Consider the following 23659-nt stretch of genomic DNA (forward strand, 5'->3'; position numbering starts at 1 on the left):
GGCCCGAGGCGTCTGGTCTGGCGCCGTCGGCCTATCCCCTTGCTTTCCTCGATCTGCCCACCGCGACGCGGTGGGCACGCTTCGGCCTATTGACACCCGGGTGGGTTGGACGATAATTCGGCAAACTATGCTGACAGAGGAGACTATGAAACCCATCACGGCGGGCGGCTGTGTGACGATCGAGCGAGCTGCCGCCCATGCTGGCGAGGGCATCGCCACAGTCGTGTTGAGTCATCCGGGCAAACTCAATGCGCTGTCGGTCAGGATGTGGCGCGAGTTGCACGCGTGTGTCACCGAACTGGCTGCCGACGATGGGGTGCGCGCGATCGTCGTGCGTGGCGCGGACGGTCATTTCGCGGCGGGCGCCGATATCGAGGAGTTTCCTGTCGAGCGGGGTACCGAGGCCGCGCTGCGGCGCTACCACAATGACATTATCGCGCCGGCACTCGATGCGCTGGCGGGTTGCCGTCACCCGACGGTGGCCTTGATCGAAGGGGTATGCGTGGGCGGCGGGCTGGAGATCGCCGCGCATTGCGACTTGCGGATTGCCGGCGAAGCCAGCCGTTTCGGCATTCCGATCAATCAATTGGGTTTTTCGATGGCGCCCGGCGAGTTGCGCGGCGTGCTTGGCCTGGTGGGGCGTGCGGTTGCCCTGGAGTTACTGCTGGAGGGGCGGATTTTCGGTGCGCACGAAGCCAGGGAGAAGGGCCTGCTGACACGCGTCACGCGCGAGCGCGACGTCGCCGCCGAGGCTTACGCCGCGGCTCGGCGCATCGCGGCGGGTGCACCGCTGGCGGCCCGCATCAATAAAATGCTGATCCGGCGCATGACGCCGCAAGTCGAGCCGTTGACCGAAGATGAGTGGGCCGCCGCATTCGCCTATTGGGATTCGCATGACCATCGCGAGGGGGTGGCCGCTTTTCTCGAAAAGCGCGTGCCGAACTTTCGCGGGCACTGATGCCGACTGCGGAGCGACCGCCCTGCCAGGATTTTTCACTGTTGAATACATGATGACGACGCCAAACGCCAATCTTTACGCGCTGCTGAGCAGCCGCTTTCCGGCCGATCGCAGCGCTTGCTGCATCGAAACCCAGGATGGGCTGTATTACAGCTGGGACGACCTGGAGCGCGCCACCGCGCGGATCGCCAACCTGCTGATCAGCCTTGATCTGCCGGCGGGCTCGCGAGTGGCGGTGCAGGTGGAAAAGTCGCCGGAGGCGTTATTCCTTTACCTGGCGACGCTGCGGGCCGGCTTGGTGTATTTGCCTTTGAACACGGCGTACCGCGCTGCGGAGATCGAATATTTCGTCGGCAATGCGGAACCTGCTGTCGTGGTTTGCACGGCGCAGAATTTTGGCTGGGTTTCGAAGATCGCTTTCAAAAGCGGCGCTCACAGCGTATTCACGCTCAACGACGATCGCAGCGGCACGTTACTGGAGCGTGCCGCCGCGCACGGCGATGCCTGCGAGATCGTGCCGCGCGCCGCCGCCGATCTGGCGGCGATCCTGTATACGTCGGGCACCACTGGGCGCAGCAAGGGGGCGATGCTCACGCATGGCAACCTGGCCTCCAACGCAGAAGTGCTGCACGACTACTGGGGCTGGAGCAGGCGCCCGCCGGGCAGCGATGTGCTACTGCACGCATTGCCGATTTTCCATGTGCATGGCTTGTTTGTCGCCAGTCATGGCGCGCTGCTGTCGGGCAGCAAAATGATCTGGTTGTCGAAGTTCGATGCGCGCGAGGTGCTCCGGCAGCTGCCGCGGGCCACCGTCTTCATGGGCGTGCCGACTTACTATGTGCGCCTGTTGGCCGAGGACGGCCTCACGCGGGAAACCTGCCGGGCGATGCGGCTGTTCATTTCCGGCTCGGCGCCCCTGTTGAAGGAAACTTTCGAGTCGTTTCGTCAACGCACCGGTCATACGATTCTGGAGCGTTACGGCATGTCGGAGACGGTCATGCTGACGTCGAATCCGTATGATGGCGATGCCGTTTCGGCGCGGCGCGGTGGCACCGTGGGGTTGCCGCTGCCGGGGGTGACGCTGCGCGTTGTCGACGATGCGGGTCGCCTATGCGGGCCAGACGAGATTGGTCATTTGCAGGTCAAGGGGCCGAATGTGTTCGCAGGCTACTGGCGCATGCCGGAAAAGACCCGCGAGGAATTCACCGATGACGGCTTCTTCAAGACCGGCGATGTCGGCAAGGCCGACCACAGCGGTTACGTGAGTATCGTTGGCCGCTCCAAGGATTTGATCATTTCGGGCGGTTTCAATGTGTACCCGAAGGAAATCGAAGGAGTGATCGACGAGTTGCCCGGCGTGTCGGAATCGGCGGTGGTCGGCGTGCCGCACCCCGACTTCGGCGAAGCCGTGGTGGCGGTGGTGGTGCCTCGGGACGGCGCTTCGCTCGACGCGGGCAGCGTGATCAGCACGCTCAAGGGGCGCATCGCCAATTTCAAGGTGCCCAAGCAGGTGCATTTCGTCGCGGAGCTGCCGCGCAATACGATGGGCAAGGTGCAGAAGAACGTGTTGCGCGAGCGCTTTTCGGCGGCACCCGCCTGACACTGCCGCCGTCACCCCTGCCATCGCATGGATGACGGCGCCGGCCGCCGCTCAGTGCACCATCTGCACCGAGCCTGAGACATTCACCGTCACTTGCGCCTTGCCGCCTTCGAGCGGCACGCTGGGCGCGGCCGCCTTGTCAGCGGCCATCGCACTCATCATGAACGGATGCGGCATGATCGGCGTGCTATAGCCGACACGCACTTCACGAATCGTATAGCCAGAATAGCCGAAAGCATGGCTGTTGGCCTGAGCCTGTTCCTTGAATGCCGCGATCGCCTGGGCCGTCAGCTTGCCCTCGGCGGCGCGCTGTGCCTCGCGCGACAGCGAAAACGACACGCCGCCCACCTGCATGGTGTCGCTCAGTTGTCCCGCCAGCCGCGAGGCTGCCGCGAAGTCGCGCGACTTGAGCAGTAGCTCGGTGCGCCCGCGCCACGACGAAATCCGTCCGTTGCGGTCGCTGGTCGGGTACAGAGAAACATTGCCTGTCTGCACGCTGATATCACTCTGGGCCGTGGCGCGCTTGAGCGCCTGGGCCGCCTTCTGGTTCAGCGCGGCCGAGACGGCGGCCGGGTCGCTGCCTTGCTGCTCGGCGAACAGGGTGATTTGAACTGTATCTTGCGGCACTTCGGTGCTGGCTTGGGCATTCAGTGAAAGCACTCCCGCGGGGGCGGCTTCGGCCGCCAGAGCGTGAGCCGGCAGATTGCCCAGGGCCAGCAGGAGAACGGCGGCGGTTGCATATGGTTTCATGGATTGACTCCTGGAGAGAGGGAGGACTTGCGGCAAATGCCAATGGTGCCCGTGCTGCCTGCCGTGGTCGAGCCGGCACGGCAAAAAGCCGGCCCGCCATAAGAGGACGCCGGCGCGCATAAGTTCTTCCCGATCATGATCGAGATCAAGCCGGTAGCAGACGGGTCGTGATGAACTCCCAGTGTTGCGGTGCGACGGGAGTAATCGACAGACGGTTACCTTTGGTAAGTATTTGTAACGACGCTAATTCAGGAATGCTACGCAGTTCGCTCAGTGGCAGAAGAGGCGTCTTGCGCACCAGCTTGACGTCGACGAGCATCCAGCGCGGCGCTTCCCGGGAGGCTTTCGGATCGTGGTAAGGGCTGGCCGGATCGAATTGCGTCGGATCGGGATAGGCGCTCGAGGCAACTTCCGCGATGCCGGCAATGCCGGGCACCGCGCAGCTCGAATGATAGAACAGCACGCCGTCGCCGATCTGCATGCCATCGCGCATGAAATTGCGCGCCTGGTAGTTGCGCACGCCGGTCCAGGCCAGCGTTTGGCGGGGGGCGTTGGCCAGATCGTCGATGCTGGCCTCGTCGGGTTCGGATTTCATCAGCCAATATTTCATGCGTCAGGACTCCTTGGCGTGTGGCATACCACATTGTAGGGGAGCGAGGGCTTTGCCGCTTTGGAGGCCCGGTTCGATTTTTTCGCTGAACCTCTGCCCTGCACAAAACTCGAAGTCCTATTATGCTTAGTGCACAGGGAGTAAAGCCGTCGAAGAAAGGCTTGAGTTTTTTGACTATCCTATAAATGAGGTTGTCGCGAAACGATTTTGGCGATGCTGCACGGTGTAATTCCACCGGTCGATCGTCCCACGGCATCGGTGTTTTACATCGTCGCCTGGCAGCACCGGCCCCGCACGAGCATACATGTGATAACCAATCCTGGGAGAATTCCATGTCAGCAGAGCCGACCGTAAGATCCGATGCATTCACTTTCTATGCCCTGGCAACGTTGTCGTTCGTCGAGAGCAGCGTTCCGGAGTTTGTCTCGACCTTGAATGTCATGTACGCGGATGATCCTGAAATGCGGGATTGGCTGCGCGAAACGTGGCTGCGAGAGGAGATCGAGCATGGCCGACTGGCACGAACCTATATTGCCAAGACGTGGCCAGAGTTTGACTGGCAACCGGCTTACGATGCGTTCCTGGTGCGCTACAAGCCGCTTTGCGACGTCGAATACATGCGCCCGTCGCTGGCCCTGGAGGCGCTCTCGCGCTGCGTCATCGAAACCGAAACGGCGATGATCTACCGGTGCCTCGAAGCCGAGATGAGCGATCCGGAACTCAAGGCGATGATGCGCAAGCTCAGCAGCGAGGAGGTTGGGCACTATCGCTATTTCCGCAAAACGTTCGACCGTTACAACGCGGCAGAGCGCCACGGCGTGATTCGCCGGTTGCATACGATAGTCAAGCGCAGCGAAATGGTGCGCGACGAAGATATCGCCATCGCTTTCGAGCCCCTGAGTGACGCTGCGTTCTGGCGCGGACCGAAGCCTTTCGAGGAAATGACGTGGCAGGAATTCCTGGAGGTGTCCGGCGACATGATGAAGCGGCGCCTGCCGGTCGAGGCTGCCACGCGAATGATGTTCAAGCCGCTGGAAACGGGTGTCTGGTGGCGTGACAAACCGACACGTGCGCTGTTGTCGTTCATGGTCAAGCGGCAGTATCCGCAGCTCGCCGGCGGCGAGGCCTAGCCTGCTGGCGGCATGAAAAAAACCGGCTTGCGTAGATTCGCAAGCCGGTTTTTCTTGTGTGATGCAGGCGTCGCTATTCGCAACCACGCCGCAATGGAAAACGGCACTGCAATCGGGTGATTGCAGTGCCGTTGGAGTAGGTCCCCACCTTAGCCGCCAGGCCGGCATCCTGAACCGTAAGGTTCAAGGTGGTCGCGGTTAGTAGCACATTGGGTTCATCAGACAGAGTGACGCTCACGCTTGTGCCACAAACTTCCGCAACCTGCATCCGATCATTGGTTCAAGGAATTTACGACCTTCGCGAACCAGGCAGGGAGAAACAATCATGCCACGCAAGAAGCAGCTTTGCAACCTCGCCGCACCTGCATTCTTCAAGTTTGATACTGGTCGATGACCTGATCCAGCCGCTCGTTCATGTGTTGAATTGTACGCTGAATTTCTTCAGCCGGAAACGCTTGTCCGGCGTTCACGCTCTTTTGCAGATTAAGCAATTCCGATGCCAGGCTCAGCGCCGCCATCACGGCGATACGGTCAGTGCCGCGCACGCTGCTTTGCGCGCGCAATTTGCTCATTTCCTCGTCGACCCTTGCCACGGCAGCGCGCAGGTCGTTCTCGAGTTCCGGCTGGCAGGCAAGCCGATAGGACTGGCCTGCGATGGCCACTTCGATTTGTTTGGCGCTCATGCGTTCTCACCTCCCTGCAGCAGGTCGAGTTGACCTTCGGCGGGGCTATTGTGCGGGAGTTTTTCCAGGATGGCGTTGAGCCGCACCTGGGCTTCATCGATCTTGGCGGCGAGCTGATCGCGCTGCAGGCGCAACTGATCGCGTTCATGCCGCAATTGTTCCGTATTGGCCAGTACCTGCTCATGCTCACGGCGTACACGCTCAAGCTCACTTTGCAGCGCCTGGTTGTGTTGATGAAAGCGGTGGCTGATCGACACCAATTGTTCAATTCTCTCGGTCAGTCGTTCGAGTTCGGTAAGCATAGGGGCTGCATCCTCGTGAATGGCCTACATTCTAACGGAATCATAGGGCTTTCCAGTAAGAAGCTGTAACAAAACTTCACTTACCCGCCGATCGCGATTCGTCCCTGGTTGCGCCCGAATTGACGCGAACGGCAAGCGCGCCTAAACTTGCAGCGCTTTGGTGCTCGTGCAGGCTTCCGGCCTGCGCAGTTAAACGGGAAACAGGGAGCCGCGTCCACTCGGATCGAGCCAACCTGTGCTGCCCCCGCAACGGTAAGCAACTTTCCCTGGCATGCGCCAGGGATCAGCCACTCAAGCGCCACTGCGATCGCGGGAAGGCGAGTGTGCTGCGGTTGCCAGCCCGGATACCGGCCGAAGCGAGTCGGGGAATGGCGCGAGCGGAGGGCTTCGCACCAGTCGGGTGACCGTGCCGCCATGCGCCGGTGCCTGCGGCTGCGCGACCAGCGCGGCGCGCGTGACATTCCCTGTTTGCCACCGGCTTGCGGGGGAGCAGGCCGGAGGTATTCGCTCTGTCACGGAAAATCATTACTACAATGCGTCTTCACGCCTATACGGCCGCGCTCCTCGCGCTGGCCGGTTTGCCGGCACTGCTTGCCGGTGTTGCCAATGCCCAGACCACCGAGCCGGTTGCAGCGCTTGATCCCACCGTCGTGACGGCCTCTCGCACCACGCAAAAATTGAGCGACACGCTGGCCAGCACGACGGTCATTTCGCAGCGACAGATTCAAAACAGCCAGGCGGCCGATCTGCCCGCGCTATTGCGCAGCGTGGCCGGCATCGAGATGGTCCAGACCGGTGGGCCCGGTTCACAGGCGAGCATTTTCATGCGCGGGGCCAACTCGAATCAGGTGCTGATTCTGATCGACGGCGTTCCGGTGAGTTCGGCCACGACCGGTTTGACCGAGATCGACCAGATTCCCGCCAGTCAGATCGACCATATCGAAATCGTGCGCGGCAATGTCTCGGCACTGTATGGCTCGCAGGCGATCGGCGGTGTGATCCAGATTTTTACCAAACACGGCGGCTATCACCCGCCGCGCGCGAGCGCCGAGCTGAGTTACGGCTCCTACGATACGCGCCGCGCCCAGATCGGCTTGAGCGGCGCACTGGACAAGGCGGGCAAGACGCAATTCAGCCTGAACGCGTCAACTTACAAGACTCGTGGCTTTTCGGCGATCGATCCCGCGCAGGGCGCGATTGTCAATCCGACGCCCGGGCAGGGTGCGAATCCGAACGACAATGGGTATGAAAACCGCAGTTTCTCGGCGCAATTGTCGCATCGCCTGAACGCTGACTGGGAAGTCGGTGCCAACTGGTTCCAGACCGACGGCACGGTCAGTTTCGATAATGCCTACGGCTTGCCGACCGACATCAATGAGACCGACACGCGCGTGCGCCTGCTGTCGGCCTTTGCGAAGGGGCATCTGACCAAATGGTGGAGCACCCGGATGACCGTCTCGCAAGGCAACGACGACAACGCCTCCTATTTGAACGGGCAGGCCAACGGCGACTTCCACACCCGCACGCGGCAATTCGACTGGCAGAACGATTTCGCGCTGAGCGCCAACCAGTCGCTGCAAGCCGGCTACGAGCATCAGAACCAGGACGTGACCGCCTCCACCACGTATGCATCGACCACGCGACGCGTTGATTCGGTGTTCGCGGGCTACCAGGGGAAATTCGGCAGGAATCAACTCCAGTTGAACGTGCGGCGTGACATGTATTCGGACTTCGGCGGCGCCAATTCCTATTATGCCGGCTATGGTTTTGCCCTGACACCGCAATGGAAGCTGCTGGCCAGCGTGAGCGATGCGTTTCGCGCGCCGACCTTCAACGAGCTGTATTACCCGGGCTACGGCAACGCGAATTTGCTGCCGGAGCGCGCGCACTCGCTGGAATTCGGCGTGCAGCACAGTTCGGCGCTCGGTATCCTGCGTGTCAACGTGTTCCGCACGCGCTACAGCGACCTGATCAATGCCGATGCCCAGATCGGCTATCTCGCGGGGAATATCGACAGTGCCGAGGTCAGGGGCGTCGAGGCCATCTACACCGGCAACGTGGCCGGCGTGGACGTGAATTTGAACGCCACGCTGCAGCGACCAGTGGATAATGCCAACGATACGCTGCTGCCGCGCCGCGCCCGGCGCTTTGCGCGACTGTCGCTGGCGCGGAAAATCGACGGCGTGCGCTGGGGCGCCGAATGGCTGGTCAGCGCCCGGCGACTCGATGGCGCCACGCCGTACACGCTGGGCGGCTACGGCATCGTCAACCTGAGTGCGCGATACGACATCAACAAATCCTGGTATGTCGCGGCGCGTCTGGACAATATTTTCAACAAGGCTTACGAGCTTGCATACAGTTACAACACGCCTGGGCGGGCCGCCTATGTCACGCTCGGCTGGCATCCGCGCTAGGCGCCGGCCGAGCGCCGCTGTGTCATGACGCCGCGCCGCGCTCTGACCATCTGGTGCGTGCTGGCGCTGGCCGCAGCGTTGGCCCTGGCCGCTTCGCTCACGCTCGGCAGCGTCAGGGTGCCCGCCGGCGCGCTGCTGGACTTGCTGCGCGGGCGTGTTGACGGACTGGCTGGCAGCGTGGTCCTCGACTTGCGCCTGCCGCGCGCCTTGTCGGCTTTCGCCTGCGGCGGGTTGCTGGCGCTGGCAGGCGCGCTGATGCAGGTGCTGCTGCGCAATCCACTGGCCGATCCCTATGTGCTCGGCGTCTCGGGCGGCGCCGGCGTGTTTGCACTGTTGGCGCTGCTGCTGGCGTTGCCGATGATCTGGGTACAGGCCAGCGCGTTCCTTGGCGCGCTATTGGCGATCTCCCTGGTGATGGGGCTGGCGCGGCAGGACTTCCTGCGAACTGATTCCATCGACGGCAGCCCGCGCCTGTTGCTCACCGGCGTGGTGCTGGCGACCGGATGGGGCGCGGCTGCCGCATTGATTCTGACGCTGGCGCCCGACGCCGGATTGCGCGGCATGTTGTTCTGGCTCACCGGTGACCTGAACGGTGCGAGCCAGGGATGGCCGGCATTGGCCGCATTGGCGCTGCTGATGCTGGCGAGCTACCCGTCGGCGCATCGCCTCAACGCGCTGCTGCGCGGCGAGATGGTGGCGCAATCGGTTGGCGTGGCAGTGGCGCCGCTGCGCTTGCGCATTTACCTGGTGGCGTCACTGGCGACCGCCGTGGCCGTGACTACGGCCGGAGCGATCGGGTTTGTCGGTCTGGTGATTCCGCATATGCTGCGACTCGCGTTCGGCAACGATCAGCGCATGCTGCTGCCGGCGGCCGCGCTCGGCGGCGGCACGCTGCTGATGTTGGCCGATCTGGCCGCTCGCACGGTGATCGCGCCGGCGCAATTGCCGGTTGGCATCATCACCGCGCTGGTGGGCGTGCCGGCGTTCCTGTGGTTGCTGCTACACAGGCGGGCATGATGACGGCGCTTGATCCGATGCCGGCGACCGATAGTCCGCTGATCGCGCGCGCTGTGTGCCTGCGGGCCGGCGAAAGAGGCCTTATACGTGATCTCGACTGGACATGCGAGGCCGGCCAGATCTGGTGCGTGGCCGGTCCCAACGGCGCCGGCAAAACCACATTGCTCCATACTTTGGCGGGCTTGCGTCGCCGCCTGGCGGGTGAGTCGGGCGAGGTGCTGTTGGATGGCCGGCCGTTATTGCAGTGGCGGCCCGACGCGCTGGCCCGGCAGCGCGCCTTCATGCCGCAGCAGACGCATGACGCATTCGGCGCCACGGTGCTGGAGACCGTGCTTGCAGGCCGCCATCCGTACCTCGTGCAGGGGCGCTGGGGCACCTGGGAAAGCGCTGCCGACGTGGCGCACGCGCAGGCTGCTTTGCGTGCGCTGGCGCTAGAGTCGTTGGCCGGGCGCGACGTCACCACGCTCTCGGGTGGCGAGCGCCAACGCGTCAGACTGGCCGCGCTGCTGGCGCAGCAGGCGCCGCTGATGATGCTCGATGAGCCAGTGACGCATCTCGATCTGCATCACCAGATCGATTGTCTGCAAATGCTGGCACGGCACGTTGCCCAGTCGGGCGGCCCGGTGCTGTTTTCCTGCCACGATCTGAATCTCGGACGACGGTTTGCCACGCATGCGTTGCTGCTCGACGGTCGCGGCGGCTGGCGCGCTGGCCCGGCCCGTGAGATTCTGTCGCCAGCGTACTGCAGCGAGGCATTCGGTTACCCGTTGATATTGCTGCGCGACGGTCCCCACGAGGTACTGATTCCCGCAATAAGCGACCAACAAACACGTGTCAGGCAGGATATCCGCGCACAACCCGGCACTGAACCCTGAGGCCCTCATGACGACTCCCGCTATGTCCTTCGAATTTGCCATTCCGGCCATCGACCCACTTGACCGTGCGCTGCAGCCGGAATTGCAACTGGCCATCGACCGCAAAACCAAGCCGCCGGGCAGCCTGGGGCAATTGGAGCGAGTCGCGCTGCAACTTGGCCTGATTCAGCAAAGCGCCAACCCGGTAGTGCGGCGGCCCGCGATGATCGTGTTCGCGGGCGATCACGGCGTGGCCCAGGCCGGCGTGAGCCCCTATCCGCAGGCGGTGACAGCTCAGATGGTGCTCAACTTCCTGGCCGGCGGTGCGGCCATCAATGCGTTCTGCCGCCTCAACGACATGACACTGGAAGTTGTCAATGCCGGCGTCGCCTCGGATCTGCCGAGTCACCGCCAGTTGATTGACATGGCGATCGCGCGTGGCACGCGTAATTTCGTGGAAGGGCCGGCGATGAGCGGTGCTCAGCTGACACGGGCACTGGCGGCCGGCATGGCCCGCGTCGAGCACCACGCGCGACATGGCACCAATGTGATGGGCTTCGGCGAGATGGGTATTGCCAATACCTCGTCGGCGGCATGCCTGATGCAGCGCCTGTGTGGGTTACCGCTGGAAGTGTGCGTCGGTCGTGGTACCGGGCTCGACGACGCGGGCCTGGCGCGCAAGCGCGAGATTCTGGCGCGCGCTCTGGTTCGCCACCCGATGACGGCAGACCCGCTTGAGACGCTGGCGGTGTTCGGCGGTTTCGAGATTGCCATGATGACCGGCGCCTATCTGGCGGCGGCGCGCTCGCGCATGTTGATTCTGGTGGACGGCTTTATTGCTACCGCGGCGTTGCTGGTGGCGCACGCGGTCGCGCCGGCGGTGCTCGACTATTGCGTGTTCTCGCACGTCTCGAGCGAAACCGGGCACCGTGCGATGCTCGAGCGCCTGCACGCCGAGCCCCTGCTGGCGCTCGATCTGCGGCTGGGCGAGGGCACTGGCGCCGCGCTTGCGCTGCCGCTGGTGCGCGCGGCGGCGGCGTTTCTGGGCGAAATGGCGACGTTCGACGCCGCCGGCGTAAGCGATCGGGCGTAGCGCGTCAACCATGCGAGCGTTGGCCTGGATGCGCGAGGAACTCCGCTATCTGCTCACGGCGTTGGGTTATTTCACGCGCGTTCCGATCCCGGCGTGGGTCGGCTACGCGCCACAGCAACTGAACGCGGCGGCGCGCTATTTCCCGCTGATCGGTTTGCTGGTGGGCGCCGCAGGCGCCGCCGTCTACGCCGCCGCCGTACTCGCCTGGCCGCCGCGCGTTGCCATTTTGCTGAGCATGGCAGCGACACTATGGCTCACCGGCGGGTTTCACGAGGACGGTCTGGCTGATTGCTGCGATGCCTTTGGTGGTGGCATGACGCGCGAGAAAACGCTCGAGATCATGCACGATTCGCGCATCGGCGCGTTCGGCGCGCTGGGGCTGATGATCGCGCTGCTGCTGAAGTGGGAGACGCTGGCCCAACTGCAATTGCGCCTGGGGTCGACCGGCTTGTTATGGGCACTGATGGCTGGCCACGCCGCCAGTCGCAGCGTGGCGATCAGCTATCTGCGCACGCTCGATTATGTGCGCGCCGAAGGCAAGGCCAAGCCGGTGGCGCAACGGCTTGGCGACGGCGCGCTGGGCTGGGCCCTGCTATGGGGTCTGCCGTGGCTGCTTTGGCCGCGCTGGGAGGCGGGACTCGCCGCGCTGGTGGTGCTGGCGATACTTCGTTGGTGGCTTGGCCGTTGGTTCGCACGGCGGCTGGGCGGCTATACGGGCGACTGCCTTGGTTTCGCGCAGCAGATTTTCGAGCTGGCAATCTATTTGGTGCTGTGCGCATGGAGTTGATTTTGCTGCGCCACCCACCACCCGACGTGCCGGCCGGCGTGTGCTACGGCCGGAGCGACATCGGCCCGGACCCGGCCCGATTCGAGGCGACCGTCGCAGACATGAACAAGCGGATCGAGCGGGCATTCGCGCGAGCCGGCACGGTCGCATATGCCGTGCGACGCATGGTGAGCAGCCCGCTCAAGCGTTGCGCACTGGCGGCCGAACGCCTGGCCGATCGCCACGGGCTACCGCTCGCTTACGACGAGCGGCTTGCGGAAATGCATTTCGGCGCTTGGGAAATGCAACCCTGGCATACGATTGCGCGCGAGGACATCGATGCCTGGGCGGCTGAGCCGACGCATTACGCGTCGCCGGGCGGCGAATCCGCGCGCGACGTGGCGCGGCGCGTGCACGCCTGGCGCACGCAAGTCGACGGCGATGTCCTGGTGGTTGTCACGCACCTGGGGCCTATACGGCTGTTGGCCGCGCAATGCCTGGGCTTGCCACTGCTGGCGTGCCAGCAGTGGCCATTGGCCTTCGGCGGTGTATGCCAGCTGCGTTGTCATGATCATCATGCCGAACTGATTTGCTGGGGCGGGTGAGAGTCATATGCCGGCACGTGTTATCGATTAGCCGCGAGTCGCTGTCTGGCCTGATCGAGGTCGCGGCACATGATTTGCGCGCCTTGCAGGACGCGCGGGCCAGGCCGGTCGATCAAATCACCGTCGATGGAGAACAAATTATGGTATGCGACGGCGCTCAACTGCGGCCAGCGCCGCCACATCACGAGATTGGCTAACGGCCTGTCGGCGGGCGTGGCGCCCGCCGTCGCGGTAAACATCGCTTGCGGATTGGCTGCAAGCACTGCCTCGGTGGACACCGTTGGCACCAGCGGTTCAAGATCGGCGAAAACATTGCGCCCGCCGCACAGGCGGATGACGTCGCTGACCATCTGCGAGCCGTTGATCGTCATCAGCGGGTTCTGCCAGACCTGAAAGAACACGCTGACCGGCACCCGGCCGGCATACGTCCTTTGCAGCGCGTCGTAGCGGCTGCGAAACCGGACTGCGGCGCGTGTGGCAACGGCCGAGGTCCCGAGCAAATGGCCAAGCCGCTCGATTTCACCGGGGATATCCGTCAAGCGCCTGGGCTCACTGTAAAACATTGGAATACCGAGCTGCCTGAGCTTATCGATCTGGCGTTGCGCATTGCCATGCAGCCACACCACCAGCAGGTCAGGCTTGAGGGCCGCGATGCGCTCGAGATCGAGCGCTCCGCTGTCACCCACCCGAGGGATTTGCCGGGCTTGCGGCGGGTAGTCGCTATAGGTTACCGCGCCGACGATGCGCGCACCGCCGCCCGCCGCATACAGCAGTTCGGTCGCATGAGGCGCCAGGCTCACAATGCGCTGCGCCGGATGCGCCAGAGTCACGCGTGCGCCGCTGTCATCGATGACGGAGACGGCCGCATGCGCGGTCTGCAAGCTCAGCATGCCGGTCATGCAGGCAAGCAGGGCAAGCATTCGCAGCAGGCGATTGGCGATAGGTGGCATGGAATGGCGGGTCTGGCGCAAGAGCCCGTTATTGTGCGATAAACGTCTCGGGTTGTCAGGTGCCTGGCGCGTCAAAGCGAACCGGTGCGGGGCCGGTGGGGTCGAATGGGTTAATGCGCGACGAGGAGAATTCGGATGTATCGACTAATCGGTATTTGGTTGGCGAGCGGATTGTTGGCCTGCCAGTTGAGCGCTTGCGCAAGCAATGGCGCGGGAGGCGCGAGCGGATCCAGTGTTTCCGCGTATGGCGTGATCGACGGCGGTATGACGTTTCACAGCAAATAGGCCGGACGGTGCGCGAAACACAACGCCCCGCGCGCTGCGACGCACGCGAGGCGTTGTGTGTTGGCCGGCCGGATTACTGCGATGCGCCGCCCGGTGCGGCAGGCGCCGCGCTCGGGGCGCTGGCCGCAGCGCCGCTCGCGTCGTTCATGCTGCCACTGGGTGCGGCGGCCGGAGCCGCTTGCTGCGTGGTGGTGTCGGAAGACGCCGGCGCAGTGCTTTCTTCAGACTTCTTCTGGCAACCAGCGATAACGACAACGGTGGTCAATAGCGTAGCGATCAACAACGTCAGTTTCTTCATTTGTTCACCTTTCTCCTAGTTTGCGCACTAAAGCGTTTTTAGTTTAACGCCGCGCCGCGCCTTAGGTGTGTGTTTTTGTTGTAAAAATGATTCAATTTGTAACGACGCAGCGCAGTACACCGCCGCAAGCGTGCGTCGGCAGGTGACTTGGCCTCCTGTTGGCGCGTACCGGGGGGGCTGTCGTGCCGGCCGCGCGAGGTACGTGGAGAATGCGGGTCGGTGGTGACTGTCAACCAACGCATAAAGGCCTCGTGGCGAAGCGTAAGGCTTAACCCTTGAGCGGCATGGCGATGCCCGCGACCATCAGGCAGACCCGCGAGCAGCGCGCTGCGAGCCGCTGATTGAGGCGGCCGAGTTCGTCGACGAACTGTCGCGTCATCGCGCCCATCGGAATCACGCCCATGCCGATTTCATTGCTGACCAGAATGATCTTGCCGGGCGTGTCGTGCAGCACATCGTCGAGCGCCTTCACAGCGTTGGCCCAGGCTGCTGGCGAGGCTGCTGGAGCGTCGGGCGGACAGAGCCAGGCGGCGGTCCACAGCGTGAGGCAATCGACCAGCACGCAGTGCCCGGGCCGCGCCGCCTCGGCGAGCGCACCAGGCAGATCGCGACCGACTTCGCGCAGTTGCCAGTGCGCCGGGCGCCGCGCCCGATGCACTGCGATGCGCTCGGCCATTTCGGTGTCCGCGATATGTGCGGTCGCGAGGTAAGTGACCGGCAGGCCGCTATCGTGCGCAAGCTGTTCGGCGTAGGTGCTTTTGCCGGAGCGGGCGCCGCCGAGCACGAGCAGTGAATCCGGTACGGGATTGGCCATACGGTTCGGCCGTCGCGCGACTGAGGACGGCGGACTTATTCGGAGAAGACAGGCGATGCTTCCCAGGCCTGCAGCGGCACGTGGTCCCGATCGCCCTTGATGCGATTGCGTTCGTCGACAAACACCAGTTGCGGCTTGAATCCGGCCTGCACGTCCTTTTCGTCGACACCGGCATAGGCGACGATGATCACCACGTCGCCCAACTGCGCACGGCGCGCGGCGGCGCCGTTGAGTGAGATCATGCCGCTGCCGCGTTCGCCGCGAATCGCATAGGTGGTGAAGCGTTCGCCGTTATTGACGTTGAAAATGTCGATCTGCTCGTTTTCGACCAGGCCGGACGCTTCGAGCAGGTTTTCGTCGATCGCGCAGGAGCCTTCGTAATGCAGTTCGCAGTGCGTCACCGTGGCGCGGTGAATTTTTGATTTGAGCATGGTGCGGATCATCGCAGCCTCCAGGCAAAAAAATTGGGTTCAGATTTCCAGATTGTCGATCAGTCGGGTCTGACCGAGTCGCGCGGCAGCCAGCACCACCAGCGAGTCGGCTGGCGCCGGGCCGGCCTCGGGGCGCTGCAGATTGGCACGCCGGCGGATTGCCACGTAGTCGGGTCGCCAGCCTCGCTGGATCAACGACGTCATGGCTTGCTCCTCGAGCGCGGCGTAATCGGTCCGTCCCTCGCGTACTGCATCGCTGACGTGATGCAGGGTCTGGTACAGCATCGGGGCCTCGGTGCGCTCGTCGGCACTCAGGTACACGTTGCGCGATGAGAGCGCCAGACCGTCGGCGTCGCGCACGGTTTCGGCAGCGACGATATCGACCGGCAGCGCGAATTGCTGGCACATGCGTCGCACGATCATCAATTGCTGGTAGTCCTTCTTGCCGAAGACCGCAACGCGCGGCTGCACGCACGACAGCAGTTTCATGACGACGGTGCAAACGCCCTTGAAGAAACCCGGGCGGAATTCTCCTTCGAGGATGTCGCCCAGATCATGCGGCGGATCCACCCGATATTCCTGAGGCTCCGGATACATGACCTTTTCGTCCGGTGCGAACAGCACATAGACGTTCTCGCGCTGCAATTTCTCCGCGTCCTCGCTCAGGGTACGCGGATATTTGTCGAAGTCCTCATTCGGCCCGAACTGCAGACGGTTGACGAAGATGCTGGCGACCACCGGATCGCCATGCTGGCGCGCCAGGCGCATCAGCGACAGATGTCCTTCGTGCAGAAATCCCATGGTCGGGACAAAGGCGGCGCGATTCTGGCCACGCATTTGATCGCGCAGTTCCTGTATCGAATGGATAACTTTCATGGAGAATCCGTGCAGTAAGGGCGGCGAGCCGCCCAGGGTGAGCGGCTTCGGCGAGCCACTCGCGAATCATGCGGGACAGGGCGTGCAACGCCGGTGACCCGCGCGATTGTAGTGGAAAATCCACCTGCCGTGCAGCGAGCCGGGGTTGCCGCCTCGGAGAACGCGTCAGTTCGGCGAGTACGCCAGGCGCACGTAGATGGGTGCGTAGGGCTCCGCCTGGGTGATTTCCACCAGGGATTCGCGCGACAGCTCGAGCATGGCGATGAAATTGACCACGACTACCGGCACGCCGCGCGAGACATCGAACAACTCCGTGAACTCCATGAACCGGGCATCCTGCAGCCGGCGCAGGATCTGGCTCATGTGTTCGCGAACAGAGAGCTCCTCGCGGGAAATTTTGTGGTGTTGCACCAGCTTGGCCCGCTTGATGACGTCGGCCCAGGCGGCGCGCAAATCGCTCGTATCGACTTCCGGCCAACGCGGCGCCAGACTTTGCTCGATATATACATTGGCCCGCAGGAAGTCCCGGCCCAGCACCGGCAAGGCATCGAGTTGCTGGGCGGCCAGTTTCATCTGTTCGTATTCGAGCAGGCGTCGCACCAGTTCCGCGCGTGGGTCTTCGGCTTCTTCGCCGGTATCGGCTTTCTTGACTGGCAGCAGCATACGCGACTTGATTTCGATCAGCATGGCCGCCATCAGCAGGTATTCGGATGCCAACTCGAGATTGGTCGCGCGAATCTGCTCGACGTACAGCAGGTACTGGTTGGTCACCTGCGCCATCGGAATGTCGAGCACGTTGAAATTCTGCTTGCGAATCAGGTAGAGCAGAAGATCCAGCGGGCCTTCGAAGGCTTCGAGGAAAATCTCCAGCGCGTCGGGCGGGATGTACAGATCCTGCGGCAGCGCGAACAGAGGCTCGCCATACAGGCGCGCGAACGCGACGCCGTCGACGACATTGGGCGTGCTGTCCTGGCCGGGTGTCGGATCCTGTAATTTCTGGGCATCGGCCAGGGCCGCCTCGGGCGGGCCGACGGTGTGCGGCGGCTCGGCGGTGCTCATGACGAAATTATTCCGACTGATAGACGTACGGTTGCTGCGGCACGCGAGAAGCCTTCTGGCGCGCGCGTTCTTCGAGGTCGATCGGCTGCTTGTCCCAAAGCAGGGCGCGGCCCTTGCGTTGCTCTTCTTCCAGGGTGGGTTTGGCTTGCTTCAATTCTTTGATAAAGCGGGTGATATCGGACTCATACATGATCGGGCAGTGTGGGAAAGAGATGCTGTCAATTCTACCGCAAACGGTGCGTCGTCCGGCGGTTTGGCCGACGCTCGGCGGGTCCGCGGTGGTTTGGCGCGCCCAGCCGCGACTGGATATGGTCAAATACTCGTTTTGTACGGAACCAGGGCAGAGGACAGATTTTTGACGGTACCAACGCAAACCGGGATGACGGGTCGAATCGACGCCAGCGTGCCGTGGCGCGCCCTGATCCGGGCGGTGGTGCTGGCATTCGCGCTGTGCGCGATGATGCCGGCCGTTGCCGCGGCCAACGTCGCTTACCGGGTCGAAATCGATGCGCCGGCACCCCTTGCGGGCTTGCTCAAGGCCCATTTGGATCTGGTCCGGTTCGAGCAGCGGAACGACCTGGGCAAAGAGCAATTCGACTACTTGCTGGCGACCGTCGGCGAGCAAGTCTCGCAGCTGGCTGCCACCGAAGGTTATTTCTCGCCGGTCACGCGCGCCCGCGTGGAGAAGGTCGGCGCGCTCCTGGTTGTACACATCGAGGTGCGCCCGGGCGAGCGTACGCGGGTGAGCGACGTGCTGTTGCGCTTTACCGGGCCGATCGCCACGCAGGAGCCGGGCCGCGTGGCGACGCTGCAGAGCAAGTGGGGCATGCCGGTCGGTCAGCCGTTTCGGCAAGATGACTGGAGCAAGGCCAAGGACGATATGCTGTATGCACTGCAGCGCTATCGTTATCACGCGGCGAGGCTGACTTTTTCCCAGGCGCGCATCGAGCCCGACGGGCATCGTGCCGAGCTCGACGCCGAGTACGACAGCGGTCCGCCTTTCACGCTGGGCAAATTGCATGTGACCGGTACCCGGCGCTATCCGGCCAGCATCATTGAGCATGTCAATCCGCTTCACGAGGGCGAAACTTACAGCGTCGATCGCCTGCTCGAGTTGCAGCGGCAAATCCAGAACACGCCGTATTTCTCCAATGTGATTATCGACGTGCCGAGCGATCCGGCGCAGGCCAGACTGGCGCCGGTGAATGTCAAGGTCACGGAATTTCCCACGCAGCGCGTCCAGGCTGGGGTGGGTTACGCCTCGGATACCGGCGCGCATGTGCTGGGGCGCTATGGCTACAACAATGTCTTTGGCCGAGCCTGGGTGTTCAGCAGCCAGGCCAACCTCGAGCAGCAGCGCCAATACGGTCTGGTGAGCCTGGCGATGCCGCCGGACGCAAAGGCCTACGTCAACAGCGTCTCCACGTCGTTCAACCGGACCACGGTCGAAGGGGTCGACCAGCGCAGCCTGCAAGTCGGGCTCAAGCGCGCCCGCACGCTCGACAAATACGACTGGGCCTACACGCTCGACTTTTATCGCGACGAACTGCGGCCCGACACTGGCCCACGCTTCCTGAACCACGCGCTGGTACCGGGTTTTGCCTGGACCCGGCGCAACGTCGACGATCCAATTTTTCCGCGCCGCGGCAATATCATCTCGACGCAGATCGGCTTTGGCATCAAAGGGATGCTCAGCGATCAGAGTTTCGGGCGGGTGTATGGACGCGTTCGCCAGTACGTGCCGATCGGCCAGCGCGATCTGATGATTTTCCGCACTGAGTTTGGCGCCGTGCTCACGCATGGCAGCAACGACCGCATCCCGGCGTCGCTGCTGTTTCGTGCGGGCGGCAACGATTCGATCCGCGGGTACAGCTACCAGAGCATCGGTTTGAACCAGGCCGGCTCGGTGCTGCCGGCCAAATACCTGGCGACCGGCAGCATCGAGTATCAGCATTGGCTCAGCCACCAATGGGGCGGTGCGATCTTCTGGGATCTCGGCACCGCCAGCGACACGCTGCATGGCGCGAAAATTTATAACGGCGTGGGCTTCGGCGTTCGTTGGCGCAGCCCGGTGGGGCCGGTCAATCTGGATCTGGGGTATGGTATCCAGCGCCACCAGTTCCGGCCCAATATTTCTCTTGGCGTGGCGTTCTGACGCATGACGGATCAACATACCCAACCGGCCATCGCGACCGCGCCAGCGCCGTCGCCACCACCCCCGCGCCGCCGGCGCTGGCCGCGGGTGCTCGCGTGGCTGGTCGTCGTGCCGCTGGTGCTGGTGGCTGGACTGGCCGGCGCAGGCCTCCTGGCGGTGCATACCGAGCGCGGCTCCCGCTGGCTCTGGCAGGCCGCCGTCGTAGTTCTCAATGGCAAGCTGGCCGGGCAATGGGAGGGCGGCACGCTGGCCAGCGGGGCACATCTGCGCAAGGTCGCATATACCGACGGCGCAACCCGCGTAACCCTCGACCGGCTCGATGGCCGCTGGGCACTGCAGAGCGCGCCGTGGCGCCTGACGATCGATTTTCTGCAGTTGGGCACGCTCGACGTGAAACTGGCGCCGCCGGCGCCCTCGCAGGCGCCGGCGGCGTTGCCCCAACGCCTGACGCTGCCGTTGGCGATTCGCGTCGACGCGGTGTCGCTGCATCGCCTGATTCTGCATGCGCCGGCGCTGGAGTTGACTGACATCGCGCTGCACGGCGAAACCGACGGCCAGCACCATACCCTGGTGCTGGATAACCTGACGACACCTTATGGCCGGGCGAATGCGTCGGTGCGGCTCGACGGTGCGCGGCCGTTCGCGCTGAGTGGCGATGCGGCCGTGGCGGGGCGCTATGACACGCATCCCTATCAATTGACGTTGCATCTGAGTGGCTCCCTCGAGGCGCTGCAGGCCGATCTGAGCGCCAGCGGCGACCGGCTCGCCGGACACGCCACTGTGAGCGCCGCGCCATTTGACACGGTGCCGCTCAAGCGTGCACAGGTTGCGATCGATCACGTCGATCCCCGGCTGTTCAGTGCCTCCGCGGCCCGTGCCGATTTGTCGCTGCGTGCCGATCTGGCGCCGGTCGACGGCGCACCGACATTGCAGGTGGCCGGACCGATCAGCATGAGCAATGCCGAGCCCGGTTCGCTCGACCGGCAGCGTCTGCCACTCGTGAGCGCGGCCGCCCGCGTCATGCTCGATGCCACGCATCAGGCGCTGACTGACGTGCAGGTGCGCCTGGCCGGGGGGGCAGCGCTGAGCGGCGGCGGCACGCTCACGCGCCATGCGCAGACTGGCCGAGCCACCGGACAGTTCGCGCTTGCGGCGCGCGAGATCAACTTGCGCGCGTTCCATGGCAAACTGCCCGCCACCCGACTGGACGGGCCACTGATCGTCACACTCGATGGCGGCCGCCAGCAGGTCGCGCTGGACTGGCGCGATCCGACTCGTCGCATCCAACTGGACGCGGCGCTCGATGACGGCGGGGTGACCTTGCGCAGCGCCCGCCTGAGCGCCGGAGCCGGCCAGATCGACCTGCGCGGCTCGCTGCGCACCGATCCGGCCGGCAGCTATGAGGCGAATGCGGTCATGACGCAATTCGATCCTGCCGCGTGGTTCGACACCGGCGTGGTTTCGTCGACACGCGCGGGCCCGCCGGCCACTCGCATCAACGGACAGCTTCAGGCGCGAGGGGCATTGCACCCGGCGCTCGATGTGGAGGCCAAATTCGCACTGCGCGACAGTCAGTACGCTGGATTGCCAATGGGCGGTGAAGGCACCGTGCGTCTGGCCGGCAGCCGGCTCCTGCCGAGCAGCGCGCAGTTGCTGGTGGCGGGCAATCGAGCCCGGTTCGACGGCAGTTTCGGTGCTGTAGGAGATCGCCTGCGGGTCGACGTCGACGCCCCCTATTTGAACCGGCTGGGATTTGGTCTGGCCGGTTTGCTGCAACTGCATGGGCAACTCAGTGGCACGCTCGCCCGGCCCGCGCTGCAAGCCGATTTTCGCGCCGAGCAACTGGCATTCGGCAGCCAGCGGCTGGCCCATTTGACTGGACGAGCCAATATCGAGGGCGGCCTGCATGCGGCGGCCACGAGCCGCCTCGAACTGACGCTGGCAGGCCGGGATTACCGTGCCTCCCAGGTGGCGCTGAGCCGGTTGGACATCGACCTCGCCGGCACGCGCGGGAGCCACCGGATCCGGGCCGAATTCGCCGGCACCTTGCGGGGCCAGCCTCTGGCACTTGCCCTGGCCGCCCAGGGCGGCGTGACTGACCAGCAAGGCCGCCTTGGCTGGGACGGTACGATCCAGAAACTGAGCAACGACGGCCTGCCGCGCTTTGCCTTGACGCGAGCGTGGCGCGTCAAGGCCGCGGCGCAGACGGTGCAACTTGGCGCGGCACACTTCACGCTGGCCGGGGCGTCAGTCGATTTGGGGCAGCTCGATTATCGCCAGGGCCAGCTTCGCTCGAGCGGGTCGATCAGTGCGCTGGATGTCGGCAATGTGCTGACGCTGGTCAAAGAGTTCACCGGTACCGCGCCGCCGCTGCAAAGCAATCTGGTACTCGACGGCAGCTGGAATCTCGTGCTGGCGAAGCAGGCCGACGGCTTCGTGCAGATCGCGCGACGCAGCGGCGACCTGATGCTGACCGACGGCCGGCGCGAGACGCTGGGGGTAGCACCGGGCCTGCGTGCGCTGGGGCTCTCGGCGCTGCGGGTGCGCGCGGATTTGCGCGCCGACCAGGTCAACCTGAGCGCGCATGTGGTGGCAAGCAGCATCGGCCAGCTCGATGCAAAAGTGGGTACCGCTCTGCAAATGCATGACGGTCATCCGAGCCTGACTGAACAGGCGCCGCTCAATGGCAGTGCCGCGCTCGATGTGCCGAATCTCAATGCGGTAGGGGCGCTGGCCGGACCGCAACTGCTGCTCAAAGGCCGGGCGGCGGCGCACCTCACGCTCGGCGGCACGGTGGGCAAACCCCTGCTGTCAGGGCACGTGACGGGCGATGATTTATCGATGACGCTGTTCGACCTTGGTATTCAACTGACCGACGGCACGGTGCGCCTGGCAATGGACCGCAACGCGATCAATTTGAATCAGGTCGAATTCCATGGCGGCGCTGGGACCCTGAAGGCGACCGGTCGCATCGGCCTCGAGCAGGCCGATCCGGCGATGAACGCTACCATCGTGGCTGACAAGCTGCAGCTGTTTGCCGCGCCCGACCGGCAACTGATTCTGTCGGGGCAGGCCAAGGCAAGCGGCAATGCCGAGCATCTGGCGATCGCCGGCAAGTTCGTGGTCGATCGCGCGCGCTTCGATTTGCCGCCGAGCGGCAGGCCGAGCCTGGGCGACGATGTGGTCATCGTGCGCGACAGCGGTCAGACCCAAGCGGCGAAGGCGAATGCGGCAGCGCGCGCGGCGCGCATCAGCGAGAAGCCGGCCAGCCGGTTCGCCCCGCATGTCGATGTCGATCTCGATCTGGGCCGGGATTTCCGTTTCAAAGGCGCCGGCGCGGACCTGCTGCTGCGTGGTGCGATGCATGTGCGCAGCGAGCCGCTCGCGCCCGTGAGGGCGAGCGGCACGATCCAGATCGCCGAGGGCACATATGAGGCGTTCGGCCGCCGCCTGTCGATCGAGCGCGGACACATCAATTTCACGGGCCCGCTCGATAATCCCGGTTTGTTCATCATCGCGATGCGAACCAATCAGGCGGTCGAGGCGGGCGTGCAGGTCACCGGTACGGTACGGCAGCCGCGCGTGACGCTGGTGTCGGACCCGAACGTGCCGGATGAGGCTAAACTTTCCTGGCTGATGTTCGGCCATGGGCCCGAAAGCGCCGGACTGGGGCAGCAGCAGGCGGTAGCGGGCGCTGCGCTGGCCATGCTGGGCACGGCCGGCGGCAAGCGCATCGTGCAAAATTTCGGCATCGACCAGTTTTCGATTGGCAGCAGCGATTCCGGCTTGCCGGATCAGCAGGTCGTCAACATCGGCAAGGCGATTTCGGAAAACCTGTCGATCGGCTTCGAGCAAAGCCTGACCAGCGCGGCCAGCATCGCCAAGCTGACCTGGCAACTGTCGCGGCGCTGGTCGCTGGTGGCGCGTACCGGTTCGATCTATGGCCTGGACATCCTGTTCAACCGTCGTTTCGATTGAGTCGTTGGAATTGGGGGCATATCAGTCAAGG

General features: G+C 63.9%; 22 protein-coding genes, 1 other RNA gene and 1 riboswitch. Of the genes, 12 read left to right on the plus strand and 11 right to left on the minus strand.

Going from position 1 to position 23659, the window contains the following annotated elements:
- The first annotated feature begins 145 nt into the window (after positions 1-145).
- Positions 146-958, plus strand: coding sequence for an enoyl-CoA hydratase-related protein (locus EPN80_RS11780; protein WP_293027123.1), 813 nt, complete (start codon positions 146-148; stop codon positions 956-958).
- 49 nt (positions 959-1007) lie between these two features.
- Entirely contained in the window at positions 1008-2558 is a 1551-nt protein-coding gene (locus EPN80_RS11785) for a malonyl-CoA synthase (protein ID WP_293027125.1), read from the plus strand.
- 51 nt (positions 2559-2609) lie between these two features.
- On the opposite strand, the gene EPN80_RS11790 is transcribed toward EPN80_RS11785, so the two are convergent.
- Both EPN80_RS11790 and EPN80_RS11795 read right to left on the minus strand, forming a co-directional pair.
- Positions 2610-3308, minus strand: coding sequence for an SIMPL domain-containing protein (locus tag EPN80_RS11790; protein ID WP_293027128.1), 699 nt, complete (start codon positions 3306-3308; stop codon positions 2610-2612).
- Between the two features lie 145 nt (positions 3309-3453).
- Positions 3454-3918: an EVE domain-containing protein gene (locus EPN80_RS11795; RefSeq protein WP_293027130.1), complete on the minus strand. Its 465-nt coding sequence runs from the start codon at positions 3916-3918 to the stop codon at positions 3454-3456.
- 332 nt (positions 3919-4250) lie between these two features.
- Here EPN80_RS11795 and EPN80_RS11800 point away from each other — a divergent pair, with 332 nt between their 5' ends.
- Positions 4251-5048: a ferritin-like domain-containing protein gene (locus EPN80_RS11800; protein WP_293027132.1), complete on the plus strand. Its 798-nt coding sequence runs from the start codon at positions 4251-4253 to the stop codon at positions 5046-5048.
- A gap of 137 nt (positions 5049-5185) precedes the next feature.
- On the opposite strand, the gene ssrS is transcribed toward EPN80_RS11800, so the two are convergent.
- From ssrS to EPN80_RS11815, 3 genes are all read right to left on the minus strand, one after another.
- Positions 5186-5367, minus strand: a non-coding RNA gene (gene ssrS, locus EPN80_RS11805) — 6S RNA.
- A gap of 52 nt (positions 5368-5419) precedes the next feature.
- Positions 5420-5731: a cell division protein ZapA gene (locus tag EPN80_RS11810; protein WP_293027135.1), complete on the minus strand. Its 312-nt coding sequence runs from the start codon at positions 5729-5731 to the stop codon at positions 5420-5422.
- Entirely contained in the window at positions 5728-6033 is a 306-nt protein-coding gene (locus tag EPN80_RS11815) for an ATPase (protein WP_293027138.1), read from the minus strand. Before EPN80_RS11815 ends, EPN80_RS11810 begins: the two co-directional genes overlap by 4 nt.
- 141 nt (positions 6034-6174) lie before the next feature.
- A riboswitch (cobalamin riboswitch) is annotated at positions 6175-6404 on the plus strand.
- 162 nt (positions 6405-6566) lie between these two features.
- Here EPN80_RS11815 and EPN80_RS11820 point away from each other — a divergent pair.
- The 6 genes from EPN80_RS11820 to cobC are packed head-to-tail and all read left to right on the plus strand — an operon-like array spanning position 6567 to position 12782.
- Positions 6567-8447, plus strand: coding sequence for a TonB-dependent receptor (locus EPN80_RS11820; RefSeq protein WP_293027140.1), 1881 nt, complete (start codon positions 6567-6569; stop codon positions 8445-8447).
- A 24-nt stretch (positions 8448-8471) separates the two neighbouring features.
- Complete coding sequence (locus tag EPN80_RS11825) at positions 8472-9464, plus strand: iron ABC transporter permease (protein WP_293027143.1); 993 nt, start codon at positions 8472-8474, stop codon at positions 9462-9464.
- A complete protein-coding gene (locus tag EPN80_RS11830) occupies positions 9464-10339 on the plus strand; it encodes an ABC transporter ATP-binding protein (protein ID WP_293027300.1) in 876 nt (291 codons plus the stop codon). Before EPN80_RS11825 ends, EPN80_RS11830 begins: the two co-directional genes overlap by 1 nt.
- 7 nt (positions 10340-10346) lie before the next feature.
- Positions 10347-11411 carry a nicotinate-nucleotide--dimethylbenzimidazole phosphoribosyltransferase gene (gene cobT, locus EPN80_RS11835; RefSeq protein WP_293027145.1) on the plus strand — a complete coding sequence of 355 codons (1065 nt, stop codon included), beginning with the start codon at positions 10347-10349 and terminating at the stop codon, positions 11409-11411.
- A 10-nt stretch (positions 11412-11421) separates the two neighbouring features.
- Positions 11422-12198 (plus strand): adenosylcobinamide-GDP ribazoletransferase, encoded by a 777-nt coding sequence (locus EPN80_RS11840; RefSeq protein WP_293027148.1) that lies wholly within the window; start codon positions 11422-11424, stop codon positions 12196-12198.
- The gene (cobC, locus tag EPN80_RS11845; protein WP_293027150.1) at positions 12189-12782 is read left to right on the plus strand and encodes an alpha-ribazole phosphatase family protein; all 594 of its coding nucleotides are present in this window, start codon (positions 12189-12191) and stop codon (positions 12780-12782) included. The genes EPN80_RS11840 and cobC overlap by 10 nt, the downstream gene beginning before the upstream one ends.
- Positions 12783-12802: 20 nt before the next feature.
- Here cobC and EPN80_RS11850 read toward each other — a convergent pair whose 3' ends face one another.
- Positions 12803-13732: a cobalamin-binding protein gene (locus EPN80_RS11850; protein WP_293027153.1), complete on the minus strand. Its 930-nt coding sequence runs from the start codon at positions 13730-13732 to the stop codon at positions 12803-12805.
- A gap of 113 nt (positions 13733-13845) precedes the next feature.
- Between EPN80_RS11850 and EPN80_RS11855 the strand changes: the two genes are divergently transcribed.
- Entirely contained in the window at positions 13846-14334 is a 489-nt protein-coding gene (locus EPN80_RS11855; RefSeq protein ID WP_293027155.1) for a hypothetical protein, read from the plus strand.
- A 249-nt stretch (positions 14335-14583) separates the two neighbouring features.
- Here the strand turns inward: EPN80_RS11855 and cobU are convergent, their stop codons facing one another.
- The 5 genes from cobU to EPN80_RS11880 form a co-directional block, all read right to left on the minus strand.
- A complete protein-coding gene (cobU, locus tag EPN80_RS11860) occupies positions 14584-15129 on the minus strand; it encodes a bifunctional adenosylcobinamide kinase/adenosylcobinamide-phosphate guanylyltransferase (protein WP_293027158.1) in 546 nt (181 codons plus the stop codon).
- Between the two features lie 35 nt (positions 15130-15164).
- Positions 15165-15572, minus strand: coding sequence for an aspartate 1-decarboxylase (gene panD / locus EPN80_RS11865; RefSeq protein WP_293027161.1), 408 nt, complete (start codon positions 15570-15572; stop codon positions 15165-15167).
- A 27-nt stretch (positions 15573-15599) separates the two neighbouring features.
- Entirely contained in the window at positions 15600-16436 is an 837-nt protein-coding gene (gene panC / locus EPN80_RS11870; RefSeq protein ID WP_293027163.1) for a pantoate--beta-alanine ligase, read from the minus strand.
- Between the two features lie 165 nt (positions 16437-16601).
- On the minus strand, positions 16602-17447 hold the full coding sequence (locus EPN80_RS11875; protein WP_366468896.1) for a ScpA family protein: 846 nt from the start codon (positions 17445-17447) through the stop codon (positions 16602-16604).
- Between the two features lie 55 nt (positions 17448-17502).
- Complete coding sequence (locus EPN80_RS11880; RefSeq protein ID WP_293027169.1) at positions 17503-17685, minus strand: DUF3460 family protein; 183 nt, start codon at positions 17683-17685, stop codon at positions 17503-17505.
- Between the two features lie 189 nt (positions 17686-17874).
- On the opposite strand from EPN80_RS11880, the gene EPN80_RS11885 reads away from it, so the two are divergent.
- The gene (locus EPN80_RS11885; RefSeq protein ID WP_293027172.1) at positions 17875-19650 is read left to right on the plus strand and encodes an autotransporter assembly complex family protein; all 1776 of its coding nucleotides are present in this window, start codon (positions 17875-17877) and stop codon (positions 19648-19650) included.
- A gap of 3 nt (positions 19651-19653) precedes the next feature.
- Positions 19654-23628, plus strand: coding sequence for a translocation/assembly module TamB domain-containing protein (locus EPN80_RS11890; RefSeq protein WP_293027175.1), 3975 nt, complete (start codon positions 19654-19656; stop codon positions 23626-23628).
- Positions 23629-23659: the final 31 nt, after the last annotated feature.

The sequence above is a fragment of the Pandoraea sp. genome (assembly GCF_004297875.1).
Classification (GTDB): Bacteria; Pseudomonadota; Gammaproteobacteria; order Burkholderiales; family Burkholderiaceae; genus Pandoraea.

Bases quoted from the DNA above. Each gene is read 5' to 3' on its own strand.
- EPN80_RS11780 (WP_293027123.1), top strand. From the start codon at position 146: ATGAAACCCATCACGGCGGGCGGCTGTGTGACGATCGAGCGAGCTGCC.
- EPN80_RS11785 (WP_293027125.1), top strand. From the start codon at position 1,008: ATGATGACGACGCCAAACGCCAATCTTTACGCGCTGCTGAGCAGCCGC.
- EPN80_RS11790 (WP_293027128.1), bottom strand. From the start codon at position 3,308: ATGAAACCATATGCAACCGCCGCCGTTCTCCTGCTGGCCCTGGGCAAT.
- EPN80_RS11795 (WP_293027130.1), bottom strand. From the start codon at position 3,918: ATGAAATATTGGCTGATGAAATCCGAACCCGACGAGGCCAGCATCGAC.
- EPN80_RS11800 (WP_293027132.1), top strand. From the start codon at position 4,251: ATGTCAGCAGAGCCGACCGTAAGATCCGATGCATTCACTTTCTATGCC.
- EPN80_RS11810 (WP_293027135.1), bottom strand. From the start codon at position 5,731: ATGAGCGCCAAACAAATCGAAGTGGCCATCGCAGGCCAGTCCTATCGG.
- EPN80_RS11815 (WP_293027138.1), bottom strand. From the start codon at position 6,033: ATGCTTACCGAACTCGAACGACTGACCGAGAGAATTGAACAATTGGTG.
- EPN80_RS11820 (WP_293027140.1), top strand. From the start codon at position 6,567: ATGCGTCTTCACGCCTATACGGCCGCGCTCCTCGCGCTGGCCGGTTTG.
- EPN80_RS11825 (WP_293027143.1), top strand. From the start codon at position 8,472: ATGACGCCGCGCCGCGCTCTGACCATCTGGTGCGTGCTGGCGCTGGCC.
- EPN80_RS11830 (WP_293027300.1), top strand. From the start codon at position 9,464: ATGACGGCGCTTGATCCGATGCCGGCGACCGATAGTCCGCTGATCGCG.
- cobT (WP_293027145.1), top strand. From the start codon at position 10,347: ATGACGACTCCCGCTATGTCCTTCGAATTTGCCATTCCGGCCATCGAC.
- EPN80_RS11840 (WP_293027148.1), top strand. From the start codon at position 11,422: ATGCGAGCGTTGGCCTGGATGCGCGAGGAACTCCGCTATCTGCTCACG.
- cobC (WP_293027150.1), top strand. From the start codon at position 12,189: ATGGAGTTGATTTTGCTGCGCCACCCACCACCCGACGTGCCGGCCGGC.
- EPN80_RS11850 (WP_293027153.1), bottom strand. From the start codon at position 13,732: ATGCCACCTATCGCCAATCGCCTGCTGCGAATGCTTGCCCTGCTTGCC.
- EPN80_RS11855 (WP_293027155.1), top strand. From the start codon at position 13,846: ATGCGCGACGAGGAGAATTCGGATGTATCGACTAATCGGTATTTGGTT.
- cobU (WP_293027158.1), bottom strand. From the start codon at position 15,129: ATGGCCAATCCCGTACCGGATTCACTGCTCGTGCTCGGCGGCGCCCGC.
- panD (WP_293027161.1), bottom strand. From the start codon at position 15,572: ATGATCCGCACCATGCTCAAATCAAAAATTCACCGCGCCACGGTGACG.
- panC (WP_293027163.1), bottom strand. From the start codon at position 16,436: ATGAAAGTTATCCATTCGATACAGGAACTGCGCGATCAAATGCGTGGC.
- EPN80_RS11880 (WP_293027169.1), bottom strand. From the start codon at position 17,685: ATGTATGAGTCCGATATCACCCGCTTTATCAAAGAATTGAAGCAAGCC.
- EPN80_RS11885 (WP_293027172.1), top strand. From the start codon at position 17,875: ATGACGGGTCGAATCGACGCCAGCGTGCCGTGGCGCGCCCTGATCCGG.
- EPN80_RS11890 (WP_293027175.1), top strand. From the start codon at position 19,654: ATGACGGATCAACATACCCAACCGGCCATCGCGACCGCGCCAGCGCCG.